Origin of the sequence: Bacillus sp. Marseille-Q1617 (assembly GCF_903645295.1) — a bacterium.
Lineage (GTDB): Bacteria > Bacillota > Bacilli > Bacillales > Bacillaceae_B > Rossellomorea.
In genome coordinates, this window is the sequence record NZ_CAHJXM010000002.1 from 458,352 (window position 1) to 483,154 (window position 24,803).

Consider the following 24,803-nt stretch of genomic DNA (forward strand, 5'->3'; position numbering starts at 1 on the left):
AGAGGTTGATAGATGTTGAGTTCTTTAGTATTGAAGACAATAATCACTACACTTATAAACCAATTTTTTTATAGCATCGATAAAGCCGGATTTAATATCAAAAAGTGGAAAAAGACTGCAGGCAGTGCGAAGGTTTACTTTATAGTCATAACTGCTATCGCCTATGTTTCCTGGTTTGTGCTCATGGTACTCTTCCAGATTTTCTTCCACTATGTAAAGCTGCCGGTTGAAGATTTGAACTTTGTCATCATTATGCTTTATATTCTGACGTTGTGCTTTTTTATCGGTTACACAGTAAATGATGATATCCGAAACTATGCTATTAGGAATAACTTTAAGCTCAAAGCGAAGAAAAAGTTAATTCTGTACAATGAGTATCTCAGTGCTTTGGTCATTTTCTTATTTGTACTCATTGTTTCTGCTCCTTTTAGCATTACCCAGATCATATTGAACAACGGTACGGGTGCCAGGTTTATCTTTCAATTTTTATTCAGCATTTTATTGTTGGGATTCTTGATAGGGTTTTTGAGATTTTCCATGTACGCTCTTCATCATGTGAGCTCTGAAACATTCACAGAGAAACTGTTAAGTGGTATGTACCTTTCTATTTGTATTGTTTTGTTTTTTTTCAGGGAGGAAATAAGCAGGTTCATAAAATTGTTTATTGATCGCCTTATGGCTGGTGAATTGGTAGCTGCCATCATGGAGTTCATACCAAAGAATATCAATCTCTATACTTACGAAATTGGATATGGGTGGTTCTTGGTTTCCGGACTGATACTCATTGTGTTTTTATTACTATCGACATCTTATGCCGGCTTTTTGCTTGAGGAGAAGAGGCTTCATATTAAGCCATCTCTCAAGAGCATCAGAATTCCAGAAAATCTTCATCTGTTCATCAATGTCTACCGGAAAAACGGATTGGTAAACTTGAACTTTCTCATTGTTTTCATCGGGATGATGATTATTTTCTCGTTTTTTGAAGCATTTGAAGTATCTGAAGAAAACGCTTCATTCTTCTGTGCATTTATGCTGGTCAATCTTATGGTACATAATAACCTATCTCAAATTGTATTACTATGCAAGAGAAATTCGGCCAAATTATTCAAAACTACGTTATTGCTTTCTATTTACCCGGTTATCCAGTTTTTAATTATGTATTTAATTATTTTTACGGTTTTTCAAACAGGGGTTATGCACGTGAGCTTCTTGTTAAATGGAATGATTATTTTAGGCTGTTGTCTTTATATTTATTGTGCCGCTGTATATATTCTTGAAGGGTTTTTTGAATCGGTTCTATTAGGTAAGCTCAGTAACCTGTCTGTTATTGCGTTTATCATTTGTACAATTCTTCTCGAATATCTTCTATATGTTGTGTTCTTGATCGAAGGAAGCTTCATCACATATCTGGCACCGGTTGTTTCATTCATTGGTACGTTGCTAATCATTAAGAATTTCAATAAAGTACGAGGTATTTTACATGATCAGTCAAGTAGAGCTTAAACGTTTTTTCAACAAATCATTTACCACAATGTTAGCCATTTATATGGGGATTGTTTTTATTGTATATGTGCTTGTATACCTCTATCCTCCGGAATTTAATGTGCTGCCGGATAACGAATTAGTGATTTATGAGAACTGGTATGGGATATTCTCTCAAAATATCAGCTCAAGCTTATTGATCATTCTGCTTGGTGTACTAACACTGGGGACGATTTCAACCCTGGTCGCGTTTTACAACCTGTACATATTATCCATTGCTATATATACCGCATATTTACACAGTGGTGCCATGTCCTATGCAATTGCCGTTATTATGGTGCACGGGTTACTGGAGATCATTGGAATTGTCTTGAGTTACTACTTGTCTACGCTATCTATAAGAATGTTAATAAATAGGGTGTACAAAAGGGAAATCTTTTTTATTCATGATGTAAAAGGCACCATTCGATTATTAGGGATAATGGCGATGATATTTTTATTTGCTTCTTTCATAGAAGCGTTTGCCACGCCGGCATTACTATCTTATTTAGTGGAGAATGTTATTTAATATGATAAACATACAAAATATCAAGAAATCATTTAGTAAAGAGATACTTAAAGACGTGAACTTTGAATTGGAAAGCGGCAAGGTATATTGTCTGCTGGGCAGGAATGGTGCGGGGAAGACTACGTTGATGAAGATATTGTCGGGAATCATGCGACAGGATTCTGGGCAGATTCTCATCAATCAAAAGGGAAGTGTGGATGAGTACAGTCATTATGTCTCTGAAGCTCCTATTTTTCTTGATTATCTATCAGGTTATGAAAACCTGAAATTCATACAAAAACTCAATAAAATCCCTATGTCGGAAGAAGAAATGAGCCGCTTTACCAGGCACCATCAACTGTCCGGTTTCGCTCATGAGCTCGTAGTCAATTATTCACAAGGAATGAAGCATCAACTTTCTTTAGCTTGTGCCTTCCTGACCAAGCCTCTCTTTCTGTTGCTGGATGAGCCGCTTGTTTCGCTGGATCCGGTAAATATAGTCGATATGCACAACCGTCTGAAGGCTTATGCAGACAAAGGGAATATCGTGTTTATTTCTACTCATATGCTCCCGATTGCACACAAAATTGGCGATGAAATCCTGATTTTGAAAGACGGGGAAGTCACACAAGTTTCGAATCATTACACGGAGAAAGAGCTGCAGTCCATCGTATTAAATGCCATTTGATAAATTCTGTTCAGGAACAGATTATTTTCGTTCCATATATATCATTCTCGTTGATAAGAAAAGGAAAGATTCAATATGACTACTAAGAAGAAACTAATAATAGCCATTTCGATCATATTGCTGCTAGGTGTCATTATTTTCAACGTCATTAGAGTGAATTCTAAACAGGTTGTGATGGTGGATGTGACAAAACCTGAGACAATGGATATGACGGACCCAGTAATAGCACCGGCAACTTTAGATATTAAAGAATATCAGCAAGTTATGTATGATGCGAACAAAGGGGAAATTGTAAAATTCTTTGTAAAAGCAGGAGACACAGTTACCAAGGACCAGGACTTGTTTGTCTATTCAGGAGGCAATCTGGAATATGAGAAAGAAGCAAATCAGCTCTCTGTGGAGAGAGGGTATATTTCGGTAAATGATGTTCTGGGACAAATTGAAAAAGTATATTCCGATATAGCTGAATTAACGAAGGAAGTAGGAAAAGAGAAGGCACAGAAAGAATATGCTGAACAGCTGAATCAGTTAGAAACACAGAAGAAGCTTGCCAATCTGGACTTGAAACAGGCTTTATTGGATAAAGAGCAATTAAATGCAAGAGCATCGGACCTGAAAGTAAAAAGCAAGGTGGAAGGAACAATCATTTCAATCAATGAAGATTCCCAAGCGACTATGGAAGGTGCGCAGGAACCCGTCATTACAATTGCGAGCCTTGATCATTATCTTTTAAAGGGAAGTATTTCAGGATATGATGCCCTGAAAGTGAAAGAAGGACAAAAAGTCAACATAACGTCCGACGTAGTTCCTGATGAAAAATGGAGCGGTACCGTTAGTAAGGTGTCTGAACTACCTGAGTCTTACGGCAGCAATCCAACGGATACAACAAACTCATTAAAATATACTGTTCTGATCGAAAGTGAAGACAACTTCCATTTGAAACCCGGATACGAGATGGTTGCTGAAATTATAACGGATACCAAGAAAGTTCTTACTATACCAAATGAAGCGATCGTTATGGATGATAGTCAATCTTATGTCTTCGTAGTCAAAAAAGGAAGGGCGGTCCGTCAAGAAATTGAAACCGGACTGACAACGATTAAGCGGGTTGAAGTGATTAAAGGTCTTACGTTGGAAGATCAGGTTATCGTCAGTCCGAAGGAAGATATGGCTGAAAACACGGAAGTGTCCATCAATGATTGAATTGAAGAATATTGAGAAGGAATACTTAGCTGGAAAAGAGAGCGTAAAGGTTTTGCATGATATCAACCTGACCATAGAAAAAGGAGAACTAACAGCAATCATGGGGCCTTCGGGATCTGGGAAGTCGACTTTAATGAATATAATAGGCTGCTTGGACAGGCCGGCAGGCGGTAAGTTCTATCTGAATGGAGAAGATATCGCGCATTATTCTCAAAATGAATTATCTCATTTGAGAAATCAATCAATAGGTTTTGTTTTCCAGCAATTTATGCTTCTCCCGAGATTAACAGCTTTCAAGAATATAGAACTTCCCATGGTGTATGCAGGTACAGGGAAAAAAGAACGTGAAAGTAAAGTGTGGGAATCACTAGAAAGAGTCGGTCTGAAAGACAGGTATCATCACTTTCCAAATGAACTTTCAGGCGGTCAAAAGCAGCGTGTCGCCATTGCCAGGGCGCTTGTGAATAACCCCGATCTTGTACTTGCTGATGAACCGACCGGCGCTCTTGATACCAAAACGGGCTCAGACATCATGTCTTTGTTTAGAGAGCTTAATTCAGAAGGTTCGACGATTGTAATCATCACTCATGAACATGAAATTGCCCGGCAATGTAATCGTGTGATCAACATCAGAGATGGAAGAATCACAACTTAACGGCGGGAAGGGTATACGCAATGACACTTATTGAAAATATCAGAATGGCGATAAATTCTATCAAAGCTCATAGACTTCGGTCCATTTTAACCATGATCGGTATTATTATTGGCGTGGCATCAGTCATCGTTGTTGTCTCGATTGGAAAGGGGGGAGAGGAACTACTCAAATCGCAAATTATAGGTAAAGGGAACATATTGGAGCTCTTCTATCAGCCTGACCAGGAGTACAGTGATGAGTTCATTCAATCTCCCTTCACTGGCGAAGACATTAAATTACTTCAGGAAATCCGAGGTGTCAATCGGGTGGTAGCCTCGAATACGGATTTTGGAACATTGAAATATAGAGAGAAGGAATTAGAGGCATCCATTATCTCTATTAACCAATCATATTTCGAGGTGAAGGATCATCCAATAACCAGCGGAACACGTTTTTCTTCAATTGATTATATCAGCGGTAACCGAGTCGTTCTAATAAGTGACAAGGCAAAAGAAGAATTATTCGGAGAGGAAACGGCCATTGGAGAAGTCATCAACCTGAATTCTCAGCCTATGAGAATCATAGGAATTCTAAAAAAGCCTACAGGGTTATTGTCCATGGATAATGTGGAGGTCTATCTTCCCTTATCAACCAGTAAATCCGCTTTGGGTAAAAGTGATATCAACCAAGTTTCATTAGAAGTGAAAGAAAAGGAAGACCTCGGCGAGATTGGGGAAATAGCAGCAAATAAGCTAAATGCCTATCATCATGTTGAAGACCATTATCAAGTGATCAATCTGGAACAGATTTCTGATGGTCTTGGCAATATTACACGAGTAATGACCATTGTTATTGGAAGCATTGCGGGCATATCTCTGTTTGTTGGAGGTGTCGGGGTAATGAATATCATGCTGGTATCCGTCACGGAACGAACCAGGGAAATCGGAATACGGAAAGCCCTTGGAGCTACGAGGAACCAAATTATGATCCAATTTCTGATAGAATCCGTTACTCTTACTTTAATTGGAGGCAGCATCGGGATTGCGGCCGGGTTCGGTACAGCAAAGCTTATCTCCCTGATAGCGGGATGGCCGTCATTAATACTTTGGGAAGTGGTGTTTGGCGGACTGGCATTTTCAGTGTTCATTGGATTGATATTCGGGCTCCTTCCGGCTAACAAGGCATCAAAGCTTGATCCAATCGAAGCATTAAGATACGAATAAAAAATCATTCGGGAAGGATTTGGTTATTATGAAAAAATTAAAATATATACTGGCTTCATCAGTTTTATTTCTCTCCACTGCCACTGCAGCATCAGCTGTATCTGGCCCTGAATATACAGCGGGCAAATTCACCTATGAGGGACAGGATACATTCACATCAAAGAGTAAAGTCATCTACTCGGGTGGCGGCAGCTTTAAAGTGTGCATGACAGGCGGATCAGGGGTCCACGAAGTAACGCTAATGGAATATGACGGAAGTGCGAGTGCTGATGATAAAGTCGGAATCGGCCTGCTGACAAATGGTTCTTGCAAAACATGGTCTGGATTAACAGATCGAATCGACGGAGAAAACAACAAAGCAGAATTTTATATAACAAAAGATACTAGCAACAGCATTACTGTTAAATTTTATGATTAATAATATGAAAAGAAGCAGTCCTGAAAAGGGCTGCTTCTTCTACTAGGGGGCATATTCATTTTACTTAGTTGGCGACTGAGCTATTGAATATGCATTGCTTAAACTCTATATATAAAACTAAAAAGTATTAAGCACTCATTTTTTTTGAGTTGATTAGATAAAAAATAAAATAAGTGATGAGAGCCAGGATAATATAAAATAATTCCAAGTTTGTGTCACTCATGCTTACTTCGGGCTCATTAACATTAAATACCCCGAATAAATAATTCGTTACAAGAAACAGCAATAGAGTGGTCCAACTTTGAATAATGGATTTGCTCTTGATTGATCTCTTTCTTTCATCGTCATTTGGACCGATGGGATAGCTTTTTTTTCCGGTTATCCAGCCTATGGATACGATCCAAAGAAGGATGACAATTAATTGAACAAGTAATTGCATGATAGACACCTCTACAAGTTAAAATTCTAGCATTTTAATGCCTATTACTATATGTAAAGAGTTTTTCCAGAGGTGTTTCCAGAATAACTGACAGATGAAACGCCAGAGATAAGGTCGGATCATATTTGTCGTTTTCAATGGCATTGATGGTTTGTCTGGAAACTGAACATGCATTCGCTAATTCCTTTTGGGAAAGCCCTTTACTTTTTCTTATGGCTTTAATGTTATTCTCCAACTCATCACCACTCAATATGTCAAAACTTCTTTACATACATATAATATATTTTTTTGGAAATTATGTCAAATGTTTTTTACATATAATTATCTGGGATGTGATGAATAATTTGTGGTGGTTCAATGATTAGTATTTTTTATACATTGATATATCCGCCACTCTTTAGACTCTTCATTTTCTTCTTAAGGAATACTGAGTTTTGCTCATCACGACGAAGTTCGAACATGTTCAGGGCTCGATTGAAATAAGGAATCGCTTTGTCATTATCGTTCACAAGCTCATAATTATACCCAATTTGATAGTTCAATTCCCCAAGCCCCCACAGAAGTTCTTCTTCTAAACACCAGTTGATGGCTTTTGTGCAATAGTCGGTAGACTCTTCGTATCTGCCCTCTCGTGTCAGTACCCTGGATATGTTATAAAACAAACGGGGTTTGATGCTTTTGTCATGTAATTGTTCAGACAATTTTAAGGCGGATTCAATCTGGTCATAATAGCGGAGTGCTTCCTCGTGCTGATATAAAGAAGAATGAATGGTTCCTATACTTAACAGGATTTGCATCTCTCTTTCCGTCATGGCTTTTTTCTGGCGGGCTGTCAGGTAGTAGGCTTCTTTTAACAGATTAAAGGCCTCCTCCTCCTCCTTATCCACTTCAAATGCATAGATCCCTTTATACCAGTACAGAAGCTGCAGTTTTTCATCATCTTTATAGAAGAGAGGGTTCTTCTCTTCCGTCTTCACAAGCTCCCTGATGTCCTCGAATTTAAAGTTGGTCCTAAGCTGCTTTAACTGCTTTTCTACCTCCAAGACATAATCAAGCCGCGGGGTGGTACCGATCTCAAAGAAATAGTTCACATCTACGCCTAGCTTCAAGGAGATTTGGTATAAAGCCGTGGCACTGGGGTAGACGTCCCCCTTTTCAATCCGGCTGACTAGCGCCTGCGTGCAAATCCCCTCCGCCAGTTCTCCCTGTGTCAGCCCGACAGCCTTCCTTAATTCTTTTATTTTTTTGCCTATAGCTGAGTAATCCATGCTCTGTCTCCTTGTTAACGTCATATGTAATAGTTTACCAAGAAACAGAGGGAGCGGTATAGGGTTTCATTATTTTGAAGGAAGAGGGGACATTGTGTTATCTAATTCTTGATATGTACGGGAAGCAACTGTCAACCTGGCATATACATACAGGTATATCAAGTTTAGGCACGATTTATTGAAATTATATGTACGCTGACCCGTACTTGTGGGTCGGAAGCGAGTACCTTAAAATAAAGGGAAACGCCATTACGGATTTCCTGAAAGGGTGTATTGGAATTGATTTCTGGAATTATTGGAGTTGTTTGCGCAGTCCTATTCATCCTTGTTGTTTCGATTGGAATAAAAGTGATTTCAACATGGGGGATGGGGAAGAAGAACATTGAAGGCATTATATTTTTTAAGGCAGTATTTCTGTCTGTTTTTTCAATTGCGGTATTGATCATCAACTCGAAGTACTTTTTATTGGATGCAATGGCTAAAGCTGGCCTGACGGTAGCTGTACTACTAGTGGCATGTTTACCTGTTTTAGTGATTCTTAAAAGCAAAAAACAAAAAACGTATGAAGACTTTGTCAATATGATTGAGAGATATATAGTCTGAACCAAGGGTACAGTGTATTTTTGAACCACTGTACCTATTGGTCCTTTGGTTATTCTTGGGTTTCTAACGGGTACCCCATCCTGTCGATTTAATGGTGGCAAGCGCGTACATGCGTAAAGGGAACAGCAATCCTAAGTGAATCAAGCCATATAATGGGGCCATCAAGAACACGATCGGATGCTTTAGGATATAGTATATATTTCTTGCATAAGCCGAAAGGCAGATATAGATGAAATAATAGAACATAAGCAGTAAACCGATTGTTTTTGCCTTGAAAATAAAGGCGAATAAGATAACGAATCCGAATAAGATCCACAAAGATAGTTCCAGCAGCACCCACACAAGGGTCCGGGGCTTCTTGAATCCTACCTTTAACGCATTCAGGCTTTCACGAAAGAAAGACTTATTCCAGCGGATCTGCTGTTTGATGAACTGACGGACGGTATCCGGCACGTCTGTCAGACACACGGCTTTCGATTGATAGACTGTTTTTCCCTTTAGAATCGCATAATTCGTTAAGCAGCGGTCATCTCCGAATTGAACCGGCTCCCCTAAGAAGGTTTGATTGCCGTAGTCTTCAATATTATCCATGATGACTTCCCGTCTGTAGCAGCTGATCGGGCCAGAGCAGACAAGGACGTTCCCGGTGACGGATTGAGCGGCTCTTTCCACTCGAAAGGCGTTTTCGTACCGCATATCCAATAATTTCGTAAACCAGTTATCTGTTCGGTTCCTCGCATTGATATGACCGGTGACGGCTTGTACATCCGGATCATGGAAAGGAATCAGTAACTCACGGGTGGCGTCCGGGTATATATAACCGTCGGAATCGACAGTGAAAATGATGTCACCTGTCGCCTGCTTGAAGGCCCATATTTGAGCATGCCTTTTTCCTTGGTTATTCTCCAGCCGATGCACAATCAAATTCTCAATATTCCGGCTTTCTTTAAGGTGCAGGATGGCTTCATAACCGGAAGTATCTTTACTGCCATCGTCTACAAAGAAAATCTCATGCACAGGGTAGTCCTGCTGCAGGATACTCTCGACCGTTTTCATGACCGCATCTGGTTTCTCATTATAGGAAGGGATAACGACTGACACTTTTAAATCAGGCGGTGTCCCTATTTTTGGCTTGTACTGAAATGAAAGCACCATTTTTCCAAGTAGATATGTAATCATGATCGAACCATAGATTCCAAGTGTGTAATCCACCCCGCCATGAGCATATTTTCGAACAACGAAAAGCATGGAGACGATGAGACCGAATAAAAGGACAATGAATAGTTTGTGTATTTTTTTATCTGCCAAGGGATATTCTCCTTTATAAATAGAATGATATAAAAAGTTGAGTCCTTCCTGTTCAAGTTTTTACACCTATTCTGTGTCGTTCAAACGAGAGAATTGTTCCCTTGGATGGAAGAGAAAACGCAGTATTGTAAGGGGTTGTTAATACATACAAAAAACACCTGCCAAAAGCGGCAGGTGTTTAGAGGTGGTAAAGTATGGATTGTTTACTTTGTCATTGAATGTAGGAAGTGAAAGAACATTTACCCTCTATGATTAGTTAACTTTCAATACTTCCCCCACATAAATTCGATCACTGATCCTATTATTTGCTTTCTTCAGCTTGCTCACGGTTGTATTGTATCTTTTGGCTATTGAATAAAGGGTATCCCCTTTTTTTACCTTATAGGTTGCGGTATTGGATGGAGACGTACCTTTGCCAGTGGAAGGAGCGGTTTCAGATCCCGTTACCTTTAAGGTTTGTCCAGCGTATATCCTGTCATTTTTCAGGTTGTTAAGCTTCTTCAGAGTGGCAACAGTCGTTTTATGTTTTTTTGCAATGGAATAAAGGGTGTCGCCTTTCTTAACTTTATAGGACACTGTTTTTGAAGGAGCTTTGCTCTCATCTTTGGACGGTGTTGATGAAGTACCCGAAACCTTCAGCACTTGTCCTGTATAAATGCGGTCGCTCTTTAAGCTGTTCAATTTCTTCAGGCTGCTGACCGTGGTCTTGTATTTCTTGGCAATGGAGTAAAGGGTGTCGCCGCTCTTCACTTTGTATGTGTTTGTTTGTTCAGTTTTAGCTGGAGGGGTTTCTCCCAACAGGTAGTACATATCTTTACTAAAGGTAATACGGTGTTTGGATTGGTAGCTCTTTGCAGTCTGCATGAACATGATCTCTTGCTGGGCTACACTGTCTTCCATATTACTAAGGGCGTTCTTGTAATCTTCCTCTGATAGGTCACCGTTATAATAGTCGATTGTGTCGATTTCAGAATTATATACTTCTATTAAACTATTATAAATATACTCATCCAGCTTCACGATCGTGCTGTTAGACGCATTGACGGGAGCTTCTTTTTCTAAAGCTGCATCATAATAATCCATATATTCATTGTAGAGTTCCATCATTTCATCTTCGGACTTTGCAGCATCGATCTTTTTCGTATAGCTTTCCAGCGTACGAATGATGGCTGCATAGTGAGAGGAAAACTTGTCCAACTCCAGCTGATAATTGATTGCTTGAGCGGCTTCCACCGAATAATCTGGAGGAATCAGTGCGCTGCTTGAAAATAATAGAGAGGTTGCCAAAACAGAAGCCGTTAATGTTTTCTTCGTGACCATGTTCATTCTCCTTCAAAAATATAAGTATAGGAAGTGATTCCTGATTTAATTATAATGACTTCCCATTAGGTTGGGAATTACCTTAGACAGCGGTTGGGGAGAATATTTTTCGACAAAATCTGGGGGGATCGGAGATGAAATGACAACTGTATACTCGTTCTCTAACTCTAGTATAAGGCGAGACATGTTTGGGCGCTGGAAACTTCCGTGCAGGAATTGCTGTAAAGGTTTACTGATGGCTATATGGAGTTTATAATAAAAAAGATTGTGATTAGTAAATTAATTACCAAAAAGGGGACGTAACAAATGAATATACTAGTAACCGGTGGGGCAGGGTATATAGGCTCGCATACATGTGTAGCTTTACTTGAAGCAGGTCATACGGTGGTAGTGGCCGATAATTTAAGCAACAGTAAATTTGAAACAATAGATAATATAAAACAAATAACAAATAAGGAAGTCAAGTTCTATAATGTTGACGTGACCGATGAACATGCAGTCAACGATATCTTTTCGAGTAATAATATTGATGGGGTCATCCATTTTGCAGGTCTGAAAGCAGTAGGTGAATCTGTGGAAATGCCACTTGACTATTACTATAATAATATCGTCAGCACGATGATCCTTACAAAGGCTTGTAAGAAATTCGGTGTGAATCGATTAGTGTTTAGTTCTTCGGCAACAGTGTACGGAGATAACGAGTCTCCTTTTGTAGAGACCATGGAACTATTGCCGACGACAAACCCTTATGGTGAGACAAAAGCAATGAGTGAGAGGATTCTAACTGATATTGCTAATGCAACCCCTGGTTTCTCAGTTGCTTTACTTCGATATTTTAATCCTGTCGGAGCGCATGAAAGCGGGTTAATAGGGGAAGCACCTAATGGGATTCCGAATAATCTCATGCCTTATGTTACTCAGGTAGCAAACGGCAAATTGGAGAAGTTGAGTATCTTTGGAAATGATTATCCTACAGTAGATGGTACAGGTGTCAGAGATTATATTCATGTATTAGACTTGGCTGATGGACATGTTGCAGCTCTGGATCACCTTGAGGAAGGTGCTCATGTTTATAACTTGGGTACTGGCCGAGGTACAAGTGTACTAGAGCTTATTAAAGCTTTTGAGGAAGCGAATGGAATTGAAATACCTTATGAAATTACAGATCGCAGACCTGGAGATATTGCTTCTTGTTATGCTGATACCACTAAAGCAAACCGTGAATTAGGCTGGTCAGCAAAACGGGACATGATCGCCATGTGCAGGGATTCATGGAGATTTGAAAAGAACTTTAATAAGTAATGGGTATGATAAAGTATCCTGCACAAGGGAGCTAATCTGTGTAGGGTACTTTATTATCTAAACACCTAATGGAAAAAGAAGCCCAACCTTGGATAGGCATCTATCAATTTTATTTAGTCATCAGAGATATAAACCAGTCTGAAGCCGAGGGCGAATATTTTTTATGCATAGAGTTGACATTTTTAAAATGAATTGATAGATTAATATAGGTCGTCACATTTTAAAGATTGTATTTACGGAGGATTAGCTCAGCTGGGAGAGCATCTGCCTTACAAGCAGAGGGTCGGCGGTTCGATCCCGTCATCCTCCACCATGGATTTTTTACTGAGCGAAAGCGGAGTAAAAAGATCCTTTTTCCTTAAACTTGCGAAGCGAAAGCGGAGCATCACTAAGCAAAAGTAGGCAAGCCTTATTATAGGCAGTTAAAACAACTGCTCATAAGTTAAGCAGCAGCCAATCACACGGAGGAATACCCAAGTCCGGCTGAAGGGATCGGTCTTGAAAACCGACAGGGGTGTTAAAGCCCGCGGGGGTTCGAATCCCTCTTCCTCCGCCATATTTGTTTTTATTCTCTCATGGAGGGGTAGCGAAGTGGCTAAACGCGGCGGACTGTAAATCCGCTCCTTCGGGTTCGGCAGTTCGAATCTGCCCCCCTCCACCAAGCTTTTTTACGAAGCGTCAGCGGAGTAAAATAAGCATCCTTGAATATTGCGCAGCGAAGCGGAGCAATATGCTTCTAAGCGAAGAGTAAGAAATAAATTTTCATAGGGGTATAGTTTAACGGTAGAACGAAGGTCTCCAAAACCTTTGGTGTGGGTTCGATTCCTACTACCCCTGCCACATACTGCGGGTGTAGTTTAATGGTAAAACCTCAGCCTTCCAAGCTGATGTCGTGGGTTCGATTCCCATCACCCGCTCCAATAGTAATTTCAAAGGGTCAGTTCTTGTGTTTCTCACCATTTTGGGGAAAGCAGAAGAACGGACCTTTTTTTATTTGAAAGTAAAAAATATCTGTATAAATAATGATACACTATTATCAAATAGCTTATTTATTTAAACAAACGTTTGATTAACATTTCCTGTTTTATAGTATAAGCGTGCTTAAGAATTAAACAGGTGTTTAATAGATGATAAGAAGGACAGCGGGACGTATCGCATGGCCCTTGTTGACTATTTCGGATTTATGTAAGATAGTTACTATGACCTGTTACTGATAAGTAGATAAATAGTTTGTTAGTAGGTGAAGCAATGAGGGAATTTCAGCAAGGGATACAGAAAAGAAATTATTATATAATTGTCTCTATCATTATTGTTTTGATGGTGATGGGGGTCGTGATTGATAACCCGGTGAATGATCGCTTTGTTGTGCATGGGGCGATGGTGTTCATCGTATCCGTATGTCTGCTGCTATATCCCGTGTATGAAACGACTTGGATAAGATATGCGACGGTCATTGCGTCGACCGGGTATTTTTACAGCCTGTTTTATTTGTATCCGGAAACATGGTCGGGATTTGTTTTATTGTGTTTTGTTCCTGCATTGTCCATCCTCTTTTTTGACAAGTGGCTGTTTTATTTTTCGCTAGTATTAAACGCATGTTTTATCGGGGTGACATTCAGTTATATTGGGATTATTGATAAAGGAGAAGCTTACTCATACATTTACGAAGATATTGCTGGGAACTCTGTAAACTTTATTGCGAGTCAGGTTATCCTTTATTTTATTTTTCATCTATCAAATGTACGGATTCAAAAACTGCGAATGTATTATGAGCAGGTGCAGCAGGCTGAACGGCTTAAGACGACTGGCCAGATGGCAGCTGCGGTCGCCCATGAAATCAGGAATCCACTTACTGTGGTAAAGGGATTTCTTCAATATTACAAGGGAGATCCTGAATTGAATCAACGTTTAAAACGGAATCTATCATTGATGATCGATGAGCTCCATACTGCGGAGCACGTGATTTCTCAGTTCCTGTCCATTGCCAAGCCGGATCAAGCGAAAAATATGGATTGGATCGATATGTCGACCGTATTAAATGATGTGACGGAGCTGTTAATAATGTACGGATTACTGAATGATAACAATATCGAGCTCTCGGTGGAGAATGATTGCTTGGTTATGGCTCATTCCATTGAACTCAAGCAGCTATTCGTCAATCTGATCAAGAATGCCCTTGAAGCCTCCCCAACCAGTGCAGCAGTCTCTGTAACGGCTAAGAAACAAAAAGATGAGGTAAGGATTCAAATATCGGACAATGGCAGAGGAATGACGCCAGAGGAAGTAAAAAGCTTAGGTACTCCTTTCTATTCATTAAAAAGCAAGGGGACTGGTCTTGGACTTATGATCTGTTATAACATTGTGGAAAAATACAACGGGACTATTCGCTTTGAAAGTACTTCAGGAGTTGGGACAACTGTCACAGTATACTTCCCGCTCGCTGCTAAATAATATGTTAACTCCATTAATTTGTAGTATTTGGTGAAATACTTAAAGAGCCCCTTTTTGTACGAAGAAAGTACAAGAAGGGGGCTCTTTTTTTAAACAAACGTTTGATCAATATTTACTATCTCTAATCTGCCAATTATAACCAGGAACAAGAATCCATATTCCTTTTTTGTTATGCTTATACTGTGTTATTACTATAAAAACGAGGTGGAAATGATGCCAGTAGATGAGTTAGCTCTAAAGAAATGGAAGTCCATGCCCCCTGATTTAAGGAAGAGGTTGGAAGGTAACGTATTCTGTTCAAAATGTGGGGTAACCACCATCGTTGATTATCACGTTGATTCTATTGATCATGATATTGTGCTGAAGGGACACTGTAAAAAGTGCAACGGGAAGGTTGCGAGGGTGATTGATTAATTGGATGCCGGAAATCAGATCTTCGTTTAATTCAATTCATTGAAGGGGAAGTGGAACGGGGCACATTTCTTCTACCAATAAAGAAAAATGAGCAGCGTAACCCGCTGCTCATTTTTATCTTATAGCTCTCGGGTTTCTCCGAAATTAATTACTTCTACTTTTACACCTGTTCCTTTCATGACGTCTTCCAACTCCTGATCCTGCCCCATCATAAACTGGATGACTGGAAATCCTTGTACTAGCCCGGCCATCATTTCAGGATCTGCAGCTTCCTCGACCTGAGGGAATGTGTGACAAGGAATGACCTTCTTAACATTCAACAAATGAGTCAGCGCGTATTTTGCTTCCCTGACCCCCATCACAAACTGTCCGGCACAAGCAAGGATGGCAACACTTGGCTGGTAGATATCCTGAATGATCTTCATATCCGCCATCACATTCGTATCCCCCGAGATATAAACGACTTCTTCCCCATAAACATTCAGCACAAATCCGCAAGGCTGTCCCACTAACTGAGGCACCCCTTGTGTCTCTCCGAAGGAAGACGTGTGAACGGCATTGACCATCGTCACCTCGAACGAATCCTGATAATAGGTGCCGCCGTAATTTAATGGAAAAACATTGTATCCGTCACCCATCAACTTCAATGCAAGCTCATACTGTGCCACCACCAGCACACCGGGGTTATGCTTCTTCAAATCTTCCAGCCCTGAGGCATGATCAAAATGGCCATGTGTAAGCAGAACTGTATCGATTTGACCAAGATAATCCCCTTGTAAAAATTCCTTCGGACAAGCCGGATTCTGGCCCAAAAACGGATCCACCATCATTTTATTCCCAGCCTTCGTTTCAATAACAAAACATGAATGACCCAATCGAGTAATCTTCATAAAAAACTCCTTTATAGTAAGATTTCAATCTATATCTATTTCCCAAACTGAAGAAATAGACCTGGGACATGGGGGCAGGTTCATTGTCCCTTTTAAAGAACTGCTTTTAAAGAGTATGTAAATAAAAGCACATTATAAGAAACGATTAGTTCATTATAAAAAACAAAATAGTAAGATAAAAAGAGAAAAACTGAGTTATAGTTCGAAAGTTGTTCTTTTTAACGAATAAATGACAGAATACAAGGTTTTTCAAATATTAAATAATCCAATATACTCACATTATAAGTTCACTATAAAGAACAAAAAACGAACGTAAAGGGAATTGAAATTTATGAAAATAGATTCAAAGCAGTTCGTTCCTAAATCTATACATAGCATCAAACGTTCATTGTTAAGAACGATTAGGGGAGGGAGACTTATTAGACACTCTCGAATAAGAAAGTTCAAGAATAAATACCGGAGTGTTAGTATTTTTGCCCAATTAGTTGCCATATGGTACTTGACGATGTTTGCGGCGATACACTTCACCGGTGATACTGGAGCTGCTTTCAATGATGTTGAAACAATTGCTGAGACAATATCGGCTGCAGAGGACTTCTGTAAGGATGCAAAAGAAGGCTCTGAATATTGGAAACAGCGATGCAAAGATAATGCCGGCATCGGAAATGGGACTGAACCAGTAGACGAGGATACGGGTGAAGGAACAGATCCTGATAATCCGGGACATAACAAAGATGAGTGTGACGATCATACCAATGCTCCTTGCTCTGAAAATAGTAAAATAACAGACTTACAGAAAAACATTTCTAGTGACAGCATCCAACTAACATGGAACAACCCTCAGGATCAAAAATTCAGTTCGGTCACCATTTATCGAAACGATGAACTTGCTGCTGAGAATATAAAGAATGGCCAGTTTGAAGACAAAGGGCTAACACCCTCTACAACTTATCTATATAAGCTGATCATGGTCGATAAGCACGGAAAAACCTTACATGAAGAAGTAATCGAAATTATTACCGCTGATTCAGAAAAAGAAACACAGACGCCGGAAGAATCGTCATCAAAAGAAGCTGCTAAGCAATCTGAACAAGAAGAACCTAGTAAGGAAGAGGATGCAGCTGAACCTACTGAAGGTGAAGAATCTCCTGAAAAAGAAGATAAACAGCCTCCAGCAGAAGTCACAACCCTCAAAGCTGAGAGAAACGGAAATAATATCAAATTGACCTGGGTGAATCCCTCTGAAGAAGATTTTTCATATATAAGTATCTACATTGAAGGAAGCGCTGAACCAATAAAGGTAAAAGTAGCGGATTCTAAAATAGATCTTCAGCAAAATCCTAAAGACAAAGTCACGTACCGATTTAAGACTGTAGACACCAGTGGAAATGAATCAACTGGTACTTTAATAACTGTTGAGGAAAAACAGTAAATCTCAAATAAAAGGTGATGAAAAAATGACTGCAAAAAAAGTATTGAAGATTACTAGCAACCTTATTACGACGTTCCTTTTCCTAATCTTATTGTTCATGATCTTTGTGGTGATTTCCTCAAAAGCTTCTGGAGGGGAACCTCAGTTTCTGGGCTACCAATTAAAAACCGTTCTCTCGGGATCAATGGAACCGACCTTTAAAACGGGTTCCATCATAGCTGTAAAGCCGGTTGAAGAACCAGCTGCCTTGAAAAAGGGAGATGTAGTGACTTTCTTGCAGCAAGATAATACCATTGTCACCCATAGAATTGCTGAAGTAATCAAAAGCGGTGAAAACACCATGTTTCAGACAAAAGGGGACAACAACAAAGACATGGATACACAACCCGTATTAGCTCAAAATATAGTAGCAAAATACACAGGTTTCACTATTCCATTCCTGGGATATTTCATAGATTTTGCAAAATCCAGTAAAGGTACAGCCATTCTATTGATCGTACCAGGTGTTTTACTGCTAGGTTATTCCGGTTTCACGATTGTCTCAGCCTTAAGGGAGCTGGACAAATCACATGTAACGACAGATTCAAAGAAAACCGCTTGATTGATCCCCTTATCCATTAAGGGTTCAATATATAAAAATTCTACATACCTCAAAAAACTTGGGGGAAAACAAGGAGGAAACTTACATGTCAATTAAAAAGAAATTAGGTTTAGGGGTAGCATCAGCAGCACTGGGAATTTCATTGGTAGGTGGAGGAACTTGGGCGGCGTTTAATGATACTGCGACGATTAATAACCATTTTGCCGCTGGGACATTGGATTTGGAAGTAGGTAAAAATCACCCTAGTCATAAAATGAACTTTGACCTTGGCAATATGAAGCCAGGGGACAGTGTGCAAAGAATATTTAAATTAAATAACGTAGGATCGATTGCTATTAAAGAAGTACTGTTAGACACCACTGCAAATAATTTCTTAGATGGTAATAACGGTGCATTAAATGGTGATAACACCGCTATGATGGAATATCTTTCTCAATTTAAGATCAACTTTGCATCTGTGGATGGTGAGTCTGCACGACATGAGCCTAGAAATAATGTCGTAGCTAGCGGAGCAGATTTAACGTTAGCTGACCTTGTAACTGGTCCAACTGCTTATGAAACAAAAATCAACAGTGCTTATCTTGCCACTGATGGAACAAAGCGAATTAATTTGGCTCCATTGACAGTTGCTGCTGGCTCTGAAGGTTTAAGAGGTATCCCTGTTGATCCAACAAGAGACTCTGACGCTGTATTCATTGAAATTGAATTTATCGATAACCCTGCAAAAGATTTAACAACTAATGAATACGTACAAAATAAATACCAAGGTGATAGTGCTCAATTCTTCTTTAATCTTGAAGCAACTCAATGGGCTGGTGTAGAAGTAGATACTAACGATCCAAATGGTTCTGTAAACAATGGTATTCAAGGATCTGCTGACGATACTACTACTCCAACTACCCAACCAGCTAACCCATCTGTTGGATCTCCTACGCCGGTTCATAATGGGAATGAAGTAGTAGATGGAAACAATAGAGACTAATAGATAATTGTTAAATTGGAGCTGACTCTAAATGTTGAGTCAGCTTTTTCTGTTTTAAATAGAACCAAAAGGAAAGATACAATGTTTTTTGAACCAGTAAACCTGTCCTCTTGATATTCCTGGTATTCAAGTATCAAATGCTGATACCACTGATCCAATAACTCAACAAGGTCCAAGAAGAAGTGGTGAAGGAACAATAGTAGATGCAGATAAAGTTGTAGTAGAGTAATAATTGTCCTGTCTTATTTAAGTCTTTAAATTCAACTCCCATTTACATCCATTTCCCGATATGATTCTATTACTGTATAGGATATTTCCTCCAAAATAAAAAGAATAAAAGAAAAAAATCTCCATAAAAATATCCCAAGGGGGCACAAATGAAAAGAAAACAACTTGCTATTGTCACCACCACTGCAGACAGCGACTTTGCACACATTCTCCTCAACTCAGAAGCAGACACCACCATCCTGAAACCAACCGACCTCCGCCACCATCACCTAGATCAATTCTACAGCTTTGCCATACTGGGCGGCACAGACGAACAGCCATTACTATTAGACCCAAGAGACAGAAAGCTGCTCGAAGCCCAAATCAAAAAGGGCAAAAAAGTATTCGCCGAATACACGGCAAGCATCGGAAACGTATACTTCAGCCAGCCTGAAAGCACAAGATATGAGCGGCTCATTTACACATCCAGAAACTCAGATATCCATAATCTCAAAATAGGGTCGGTTCTCGATGACCAATGCGGGATGCGGATAAAACCTCACGACATTTCATGCACAAAAAACACACCAATCTTACAGTTTGGCAGAATCAATACCCACGATTTTGTAGAAGTCACAGATACGACAACCGCCACCACATCAGACAGGGCACTATGGTTTGACGACCCTGAAAACTTACTGATCTGCTCCTTTAGACTATCCAACTTCAGAAAAGCCAGATATGCCCCGTGGCAGGACATAAAGAAAGTCATCGAATTCATCACGGAATGGCTCATCGATGAACCTGTATCATTCCAAGATTATTCACCATCCTATGAAACTCAAATTTCATCTCAACAACCGCCCATAGAAAACCATATAGAGTCGACAACTAATCAAGCGATGGAATGGTTCAGGAATGCTTCTATCGTCATTGAAGAAGGAAAGGGAGGCGCCATTGAAGGGCTTGGAACCGAAATCCATCCGGACGGGACCCAGCGGATCAGCACGATTCTCCGGGCAGACTGCATAGGAGAAATATCCTTGTCTTACTTAATGGATTATTTGCACACCGGCAATCTGAAAAATCTCCACATCTCTGATAACCTGTCTGACTTCATTTTTGAAAACTACTTATGTGAGGAAAGAAATCAATTATCCGGCATGATGCGCTGGACGCATGAAGCCTGGGGAGTCTGCTATCAGGATGATGTTGCGAGGGCGATTATTCCGCAGCTGCTGAAATGCCTGTACCTTGAAACGGATGATCATCTGGATCACTGTATTCAGGCACTGAAGTTCCTGGTCAGCACAACCGGCACCGATGGAACACGGGTCTTCCGGACAGACAATCTCGATCTCTCTCCTGAAAAAACCAAGGAGCTGAGAGAAACTCCCGGTAATCTGCCTAGCGCTCACTACAATGCCTACTATCACGCAGCCCTGCTCTTAGCTTACAAGTTAACCAATATTGAAGAGTTTAAGGCTACGGCAGTTACAGGATTGACCACAATGATGAAAGCGTATCCAGATACGACACGAGAGCAGAGTGAGACACAGGAATACTGCCGGTTGATTTTACCGCTGTCCTGGCTCTATTGGGTGACGAATGATGATGAGCATAAAACCTGGTTATACAGGGTGACTTCAGACTTGATGATAAGAATGCATCCTGACGGCTCATTTCTTGAGTGGGATACCGGCTATAAAGCAAGCATGCGCAGCGATGTGGGTGAAGGGGAAAGTTCACTTCTGACGAAAAACGGTGATCCCGTCATCGATCTCCTGTATTCGAATAACTGGCTGCCGATGGCATTTATCCAAGCCTGGTGGATCACAGGGGACGAACAATTCAAGGAGTTGTGGCAAGCGTCAGCCTGGTTTTTTATAGATGCACAAATCAAAAGTGAAAATACGCAAATAAACGGAGCCTGGGCAAGGGCGTATGATATCACGAGGAAAGAAGTGTTCGGTTCACCGGCTGACAGCGGATGGGGGCCATGGGCGATTGAATCCGGGTGGACGGTTGCCGAGGTGACGTCCGGATTGTACATGGGACTGCTGGAGGAAAGGCTTGCTTCTTTTCATAGGGGAGGGTGATTCATTATGCCGGTTGAAGGAGATTTTTTCCGTTTTTTTTATAAACTTAGAAGAATTTATTCACTACAAAACTATAAATCTACAAGCAGGGAGTTAGCATGAAAAAAGAGGAGTTTCTTGATTTAGTCAAACATCAATTAATTGTTTCATCCCAGGCTTATCCCGGTGACCCATTGTACGGTTCCGATATGATGGCGAAAATGAGCGTGGCAGCAAAAGAAGGCGGTGCGGCAGCGATCAGGGCAAATGGCAAGGAGGATATCATCGCGATAAAGAAAGCCGCCAACCTTCCTGTTATCGGAATCATCAAGCAGGATTACGATGACAGCGACATCTATATCACCCCGACGCTGAAAGAGGTTAATGAGCTGTTGGAAGCCGGGGCTGAAGTGATCGCCCTTGATGCGACTCAGAGAAAGCGTCCGGGTGGGGTGACGCTGGAAGAGTTGATCCGGTATGTAAGAAACCGCAGTGACTGCCTCATCATGGGTGATATTTCTACGGCAGCAGAAGGGGCAGCCGCGATGGAAGCAGGCTGTGATTTCATCTCGACAACGTTGTCAGGATACACCCCATACAGCCGTCAATCAGGGGAAGTCGATATTGACCTTATCAAAGATTTATCAAAAGAATTCACCGTCATAGCGGAAGGGAAAATCCATACACCGGAACAGGCGGCGGAGGCATTCACGCACGGCGCCCACGCGGTGGTCGTGGGAACGGCGATTACGAGGCCGGAAGTCATCACCAGCCGTTTTGTGGCAGAAATCAAAGAGGGTTCCGGTACGAAGAAGGCTTAAGTGGAGGTGAATACAGATATGATTACAACTATCAAATCAAGTCCGATGGTCCTGATATCAAGCCATTACAAATCAATGACGAAGTCCGAGCAGAGGGTGGCGGACTACGTCATGAATCAAGCGGAAGAAGCTGTATATTTGACGGTTACAGATCTCGCGGAAAAGGTGGGGGTGGGTGAGACCACCGTTCTTCGTTTCTGCAGGAAACTGAGCTATAAGGGGTATCAGGATTTCAAGCTGGCAGTCGCGCAAAGCCAGGTGGTTCCGTCAGAGAAGGTGAATGGGGAAATTGCAGACACTGATCCACTGGATGTCGTTGCAGCTAAAATCACGCAGCAGAATACCAAGACGCTCACTAATACGCTTGAACTTTTCCAAGGTGAAGTCCTTCAAAGAGCGATTGATTTGCTGTCGGCAGCAAGGGCGATCAGCTTCTTTGGAATCGGATCTTCCGGTTTCACCGCCCAGGATGCCGAGCACCGGTTTATGAGGATGGGATTCAATGTGAGCTACTCAACCGACTCCCACGTCATGGCCATGAAAGCGGCCCTGGTGCAAGAAGGGGACGTCGTCGTCGGGATTTCCACCTCGGGAAGCACAAAAGATGTTGTGGACACAATGAGAATCGCCAAAGAAAACGGTGCGACGGTGATGTGTATCACGAATCACGGAAGATCGCCGATCACCAAGTATGCGGATATCATCTTACTGGCTGCCTCGAAGGAATCACCCCTGCAGGGCGGCGCCTTCTCCTCAAAGATCGCGCAGCTTCACCTGCTCGACATCCTGACAAAAGCCATCGAAATGAAGCGTAAAGAGCCGACATACGGATCCATCAAAAAAACAGCAGAAGCAGTACTCGACAAAATGTACTAGGGACGCAGGGACAGGTCCGCTGTCCCAATAAACTGGGACACGGGACCTGTCCCCGCGTCCCGCCAAGGAGGAGTTTCATTTGAAAAGGTTGTCTATTTTTCTTGTGATGGTTTTATTGTTAGCTGCATGCAGCAGTAATTCTGCAGGCGGCGATGGGAGTGGAAGCGGTTCGGATAAAGAAGGCGGCGAGGTCAACCTGATGATGTTTGAAGGCGGGTTTGGCTCCGATTGGGTGAAGAGGAGTGCGAAGGAGTATGAAGAAATAAATCCGGGGGTCAAGATCAATGTGACCGCATCACCTGATATCCATACTCAGCTGCAGACACGTTTCATATCAGGTGATGTACCGGACATCATGAACCCGGGAGCCAAGGTGGATATTCAAGGACTTATCAGCCAAGGAGAAATCATGGAGCTTGACGAGCACTTGGAGAAGCCTTCCTATGATGATGAGAATGTGACATGGAGAGACAGCTTCATTCCGGAGCAGTTCAAGCTGCAGAAAGAAGGCAAGACATATGGGATCCCGACAGTATTCGGTGCCGGATATCTGTGGTGGTATGATGAAAAACTCTTTGAAGACAACGGATGGGAATTGCCTCAGACATGGGATGACCTTGAGAAGTTAAAAGATGAGGCAGCGAAAAAGGATATCTCCCTTTTCGCACTGCAAGGGATGCACCCTGGCTACTACTTCTACGGATTCTATCTTCCATTGGTTCAGAAAATCGGCGGCGTGAGTGCGGTGGAAGATGCGTTCAACCTGAAAGATGGTGCGTGGAAATCGGATTCCTTCTTGAAAGCGGCTGAAGAGACAGCCAAATTGAAACCGGAGGATTATCTGCTTGATGGGACACTTTCCCTTTCCCATACAGATGCCCAGACTCAATTTTTCCAAAGAAAAGCGCTCTTCGTGACAGCGGGTACATGGCTGGAAGGGGAAATGCAGGACGTCATCCCTGAGGACTTCAAGCTTCGTGCGATGAACCAGCCTGGATGGGAAGGACAGTCGGAGCTTGAAAACAATGCAGCCCCTATAACCTCCGGCTGGGGGGGCGCATTCTATATCCCGAGTAAAGCAAAGAATAAGGAACTGGCTGTGGACTTCCTGAAGTATCTTTCTTCAAAAGAGTCCGTATATAAAATGATGGAACGCGGACTTGCAAGTACCGTGAAGGGCACAGAAGACAAAATCACGTCCGAGCCACTTTCAAGTTCCCTGGAAGTGATCAGCAATTCAAACAATAAAACGTATCTTCCTACAAGCATCAATGATTCCTATCCTGAGCTTGCCAACAATCTGGTGAACAAAATCCAGGGGCTGCTGAATGGCGAAGTATCTCCTGAAGAATTCGTGAACTATGCGGAAGAAAAAGCGGGAGATGTTCGGAAGGATGACAGTATCGATAAGGTGAAGTTTGATTGGGGGAAATAATTAATGACAATGGTAATGCTGGGATGTTTTCGTAAAAAGTACGCAACTTGAAAATGAATTTTATGAACCGGTGAGGCTTCACCGGAAGACCCGCGAGAAGCCGATATTTAGAACGGAAATTCAGCTTAAATAAAGGTAGATAAGGAGGATGCCCCGAATAATACGTTATCGTTTATTCGCG

General features: G+C 41.3%; 24 protein-coding genes and 5 tRNA genes. 23 read left to right on the forward strand and 6 right to left on the reverse strand.

The features are described 5' to 3' along the window. Positions 1-12 precede the first annotated feature (12 nt). The 7 genes from HWX64_RS13810 (at position 13) to HWX64_RS13840 (ending at position 6,195) form a co-directional block, all read left to right on the forward strand. Positions 13-1,503, forward strand: coding sequence for a hypothetical protein (locus HWX64_RS13810; RefSeq protein WP_175990129.1), 1,491 nt, complete (start codon positions 13-15; stop codon positions 1,501-1,503). Beyond that, complete coding sequence (locus HWX64_RS13815) at positions 1,481-2,050, forward strand: stage II sporulation protein M (protein ID WP_175990130.1); 570 nt, start codon at positions 1,481-1,483, stop codon at positions 2,048-2,050. The genes HWX64_RS13810 and HWX64_RS13815 overlap by 23 nt, the downstream gene beginning before the upstream one ends. Position 2,051: 1 nt before the next feature. Continuing rightward, positions 2,052-2,717: an ABC transporter ATP-binding protein gene (locus HWX64_RS13820; protein WP_175990131.1), complete on the forward strand. Its 666-nt coding sequence runs from the start codon at positions 2,052-2,054 to the stop codon at positions 2,715-2,717. 75 nt (positions 2,718-2,792) lie between these two features. Then, positions 2,793-3,920: an efflux RND transporter periplasmic adaptor subunit gene (locus HWX64_RS13825; RefSeq protein ID WP_175990132.1), complete on the forward strand. Its 1,128-nt coding sequence runs from the start codon at positions 2,793-2,795 to the stop codon at positions 3,918-3,920. Further along, a complete protein-coding gene (locus tag HWX64_RS13830) occupies positions 3,913-4,575 on the forward strand; it encodes an ABC transporter ATP-binding protein (protein ID WP_175990133.1) in 663 nt (220 codons plus the stop codon). Before HWX64_RS13825 ends, HWX64_RS13830 begins: the two co-directional genes overlap by 8 nt. 20 nt (positions 4,576-4,595) lie before the next feature. After that, the gene (locus HWX64_RS13835; protein ID WP_175990134.1) at positions 4,596-5,777 is read left to right on the forward strand and encodes an ABC transporter permease; all 1,182 of its coding nucleotides are present in this window, start codon (positions 4,596-4,598) and stop codon (positions 5,775-5,777) included. A gap of 28 nt (positions 5,778-5,805) precedes the next feature. Beyond that, positions 5,806-6,195 (forward strand): hypothetical protein, encoded by a 390-nt coding sequence (locus HWX64_RS13840; RefSeq protein ID WP_175990135.1) that lies wholly within the window; start codon positions 5,806-5,808, stop codon positions 6,193-6,195. A gap of 127 nt (positions 6,196-6,322) precedes the next feature. Here HWX64_RS13840 and HWX64_RS13845 read toward each other — a convergent pair whose 3' ends face one another. The 3 genes from HWX64_RS13845 to HWX64_RS13855 all read right to left on the reverse strand — a co-directional run bounded on the left by HWX64_RS13845 (position 6,323) and on the right by HWX64_RS13855 (position 7,902). Beyond that, positions 6,323-6,634, reverse strand: coding sequence for a hypothetical protein (locus HWX64_RS13845; protein WP_175990136.1), 312 nt, complete (start codon positions 6,632-6,634; stop codon positions 6,323-6,325). 34 nt (positions 6,635-6,668) lie between these two features. Next, the gene (locus tag HWX64_RS13850) at positions 6,669-6,869 is read right to left on the reverse strand and encodes a helix-turn-helix transcriptional regulator (protein WP_175990732.1); all 201 of its coding nucleotides are present in this window, start codon (positions 6,867-6,869) and stop codon (positions 6,669-6,671) included. Positions 6,870-7,005: 136 nt separating this feature from the next. Next, on the reverse strand, positions 7,006-7,902 hold the full coding sequence (locus HWX64_RS13855; protein WP_175990137.1) for a helix-turn-helix domain-containing protein: 897 nt from the start codon (positions 7,900-7,902) through the stop codon (positions 7,006-7,008). A 279-nt stretch (positions 7,903-8,181) separates the two neighbouring features. Here HWX64_RS13855 and HWX64_RS13860 point away from each other — a divergent pair, with 279 nt between their 5' ends. Further along, on the forward strand, positions 8,182-8,505 hold the full coding sequence (locus HWX64_RS13860) for a hypothetical protein (protein WP_175990138.1): 324 nt from the start codon (positions 8,182-8,184) through the stop codon (positions 8,503-8,505). Positions 8,506-8,568: 63 nt separating this feature from the next. Here HWX64_RS13860 and HWX64_RS13865 read toward each other — a convergent pair whose 3' ends face one another. Together HWX64_RS13865 and HWX64_RS13870 are read right to left on the reverse strand one after the other, a co-directional pair. Beyond that, the gene (locus tag HWX64_RS13865) at positions 8,569-9,813 is read right to left on the reverse strand and encodes a glycosyltransferase (RefSeq protein WP_303049485.1); all 1,245 of its coding nucleotides are present in this window, start codon (positions 9,811-9,813) and stop codon (positions 8,569-8,571) included. Positions 9,814-10,065: 252 nt separating this feature from the next. Then, the gene (locus HWX64_RS13870; protein ID WP_175990139.1) at positions 10,066-11,133 is read right to left on the reverse strand and encodes a LysM peptidoglycan-binding domain-containing protein; all 1,068 of its coding nucleotides are present in this window, start codon (positions 11,131-11,133) and stop codon (positions 10,066-10,068) included. 306 nt (positions 11,134-11,439) lie between these two features. Here HWX64_RS13870 and galE point away from each other — a divergent pair, with 306 nt between their 5' ends. The 8 genes from galE to HWX64_RS13910 all read left to right on the forward strand — a co-directional run bounded on the left by galE (position 11,440) and on the right by HWX64_RS13910 (position 15,300). Continuing rightward, positions 11,440-12,435, forward strand: a complete 996-nt coding sequence (gene galE / locus HWX64_RS13875; protein ID WP_175990140.1) for a UDP-glucose 4-epimerase GalE — start codon at positions 11,440-11,442, stop codon at positions 12,433-12,435. 237 nt (positions 12,436-12,672) lie between these two features. Continuing rightward, a tRNA-Val gene (locus tag HWX64_RS13880) sits at positions 12,673-12,748 on the forward strand. 150 nt (positions 12,749-12,898) lie between these two features. Beyond that, positions 12,899-12,991 (forward strand) — tRNA-Ser (locus HWX64_RS13885). Positions 12,992-13,012: 21 nt separating this feature from the next. Then, positions 13,013-13,096, forward strand: a tRNA-Tyr gene (locus HWX64_RS13890). A gap of 105 nt (positions 13,097-13,201) precedes the next feature. After that, positions 13,202-13,275: transfer RNA gene (locus tag HWX64_RS13895), tRNA-Trp, on the forward strand. 6 nt (positions 13,276-13,281) lie between these two features. Beyond that, positions 13,282-13,355 (forward strand) — tRNA-Gly (locus HWX64_RS13900). A gap of 328 nt (positions 13,356-13,683) precedes the next feature. Then, a complete protein-coding gene (locus tag HWX64_RS13905; protein ID WP_175990141.1) occupies positions 13,684-14,886 on the forward strand; it encodes a HAMP domain-containing sensor histidine kinase in 1,203 nt (400 codons plus the stop codon). 210 nt (positions 14,887-15,096) lie between these two features. Continuing rightward, on the forward strand, positions 15,097-15,300 hold the full coding sequence (locus HWX64_RS13910; protein ID WP_254871154.1) for a hypothetical protein: 204 nt from the start codon (positions 15,097-15,099) through the stop codon (positions 15,298-15,300). A gap of 119 nt (positions 15,301-15,419) precedes the next feature. Here HWX64_RS13910 and HWX64_RS13915 read toward each other — a convergent pair whose 3' ends face one another. Next, on the reverse strand, positions 15,420-16,190 hold the full coding sequence (locus HWX64_RS13915) for a metal-dependent hydrolase (protein ID WP_175990142.1): 771 nt from the start codon (positions 16,188-16,190) through the stop codon (positions 15,420-15,422). A 331-nt stretch (positions 16,191-16,521) separates the two neighbouring features. Between HWX64_RS13915 and HWX64_RS13920 the strand changes: the two genes are divergently transcribed. The 7 genes from HWX64_RS13920 to HWX64_RS13950 all read left to right on the forward strand — a co-directional run bounded on the left by HWX64_RS13920 (position 16,522) and on the right by HWX64_RS13950 (position 24,622). Beyond that, positions 16,522-17,622 (forward strand): fibronectin type III domain-containing protein, encoded by a 1,101-nt coding sequence (locus HWX64_RS13920; RefSeq protein WP_175990143.1) that lies wholly within the window; start codon positions 16,522-16,524, stop codon positions 17,620-17,622. A 25-nt stretch (positions 17,623-17,647) separates the two neighbouring features. Continuing rightward, positions 17,648-18,223, forward strand: a complete 576-nt coding sequence (gene sipW / locus HWX64_RS13925; protein ID WP_175990144.1) for a signal peptidase I SipW — start codon at positions 17,648-17,650, stop codon at positions 18,221-18,223. An 85-nt stretch (positions 18,224-18,308) separates the two neighbouring features. Further along, positions 18,309-19,205, forward strand: coding sequence for a TasA family protein (locus HWX64_RS13930; RefSeq protein WP_175990145.1), 897 nt, complete (start codon positions 18,309-18,311; stop codon positions 19,203-19,205). Positions 19,206-19,582: 377 nt separating this feature from the next. Beyond that, positions 19,583-21,511, forward strand: coding sequence for a hypothetical protein (locus tag HWX64_RS13935; RefSeq protein ID WP_175990146.1), 1,929 nt, complete (start codon positions 19,583-19,585; stop codon positions 21,509-21,511). Between the two features lie 98 nt (positions 21,512-21,609). Then, the gene (locus HWX64_RS13940) at positions 21,610-22,311 is read left to right on the forward strand and encodes an N-acetylmannosamine-6-phosphate 2-epimerase (protein ID WP_175990147.1); all 702 of its coding nucleotides are present in this window, start codon (positions 21,610-21,612) and stop codon (positions 22,309-22,311) included. Positions 22,312-22,329: 18 nt separating this feature from the next. Further along, positions 22,330-23,187 carry a MurR/RpiR family transcriptional regulator gene (locus tag HWX64_RS13945; RefSeq protein ID WP_175990148.1) on the forward strand — a complete coding sequence of 286 codons (858 nt, stop codon included), beginning with the start codon at positions 22,330-22,332 and terminating at the stop codon, positions 23,185-23,187. A gap of 79 nt (positions 23,188-23,266) precedes the next feature. Beyond that, positions 23,267-24,622 (forward strand): extracellular solute-binding protein, encoded by a 1,356-nt coding sequence (locus tag HWX64_RS13950; RefSeq protein WP_175990149.1) that lies wholly within the window; start codon positions 23,267-23,269, stop codon positions 24,620-24,622. Positions 24,623-24,803: the final 181 nt, after the last annotated feature.

Bases quoted from the DNA above. Each gene is read 5' to 3' on its own strand.
- HWX64_RS13810 (WP_175990129.1), top strand. From the start codon at position 13: ATGTTGAGTTCTTTAGTATTGAAGACAATAATCACTACACTTATAAAC.
- HWX64_RS13815 (WP_175990130.1), top strand. From the start codon at position 1,481: ATGATCAGTCAAGTAGAGCTTAAACGTTTTTTCAACAAATCATTTACC.
- HWX64_RS13820 (WP_175990131.1), top strand. From the start codon at position 2,052: ATGATAAACATACAAAATATCAAGAAATCATTTAGTAAAGAGATACTT.
- HWX64_RS13825 (WP_175990132.1), top strand. From the start codon at position 2,793: ATGACTACTAAGAAGAAACTAATAATAGCCATTTCGATCATATTGCTG.
- HWX64_RS13830 (WP_175990133.1), top strand. From the start codon at position 3,913: ATGATTGAATTGAAGAATATTGAGAAGGAATACTTAGCTGGAAAAGAG.
- HWX64_RS13835 (WP_175990134.1), top strand. From the start codon at position 4,596: ATGACACTTATTGAAAATATCAGAATGGCGATAAATTCTATCAAAGCT.
- HWX64_RS13840 (WP_175990135.1), top strand. From the start codon at position 5,806: ATGAAAAAATTAAAATATATACTGGCTTCATCAGTTTTATTTCTCTCC.
- HWX64_RS13845 (WP_175990136.1), bottom strand. From the start codon at position 6,634: ATGCAATTACTTGTTCAATTAATTGTCATCCTTCTTTGGATCGTATCC.
- HWX64_RS13855 (WP_175990137.1), bottom strand. From the start codon at position 7,902: ATGGATTACTCAGCTATAGGCAAAAAAATAAAAGAATTAAGGAAGGCT.
- HWX64_RS13870 (WP_175990139.1), bottom strand. From the start codon at position 11,133: ATGGTCACGAAGAAAACATTAACGGCTTCTGTTTTGGCAACCTCTCTA.
- galE (WP_175990140.1), top strand. From the start codon at position 11,440: ATGAATATACTAGTAACCGGTGGGGCAGGGTATATAGGCTCGCATACA.
- HWX64_RS13905 (WP_175990141.1), top strand. From the start codon at position 13,684: ATGAGGGAATTTCAGCAAGGGATACAGAAAAGAAATTATTATATAATT.
- HWX64_RS13910 (WP_254871154.1), top strand. From the start codon at position 15,097: ATGATGCCAGTAGATGAGTTAGCTCTAAAGAAATGGAAGTCCATGCCC.
- HWX64_RS13915 (WP_175990142.1), bottom strand. From the start codon at position 16,190: ATGAAGATTACTCGATTGGGTCATTCATGTTTTGTTATTGAAACGAAG.
- HWX64_RS13920 (WP_175990143.1), top strand. From the start codon at position 16,522: ATGAAAATAGATTCAAAGCAGTTCGTTCCTAAATCTATACATAGCATC.
- sipW (WP_175990144.1), top strand. From the start codon at position 17,648: ATGACTGCAAAAAAAGTATTGAAGATTACTAGCAACCTTATTACGACG.
- HWX64_RS13930 (WP_175990145.1), top strand. From the start codon at position 18,309: ATGTCAATTAAAAAGAAATTAGGTTTAGGGGTAGCATCAGCAGCACTG.
- HWX64_RS13935 (WP_175990146.1), top strand. From the start codon at position 19,583: ATGAAAAGAAAACAACTTGCTATTGTCACCACCACTGCAGACAGCGAC.
- HWX64_RS13940 (WP_175990147.1), top strand. From the start codon at position 21,610: ATGAAAAAAGAGGAGTTTCTTGATTTAGTCAAACATCAATTAATTGTT.
- HWX64_RS13945 (WP_175990148.1), top strand. From the start codon at position 22,330: ATGATTACAACTATCAAATCAAGTCCGATGGTCCTGATATCAAGCCAT.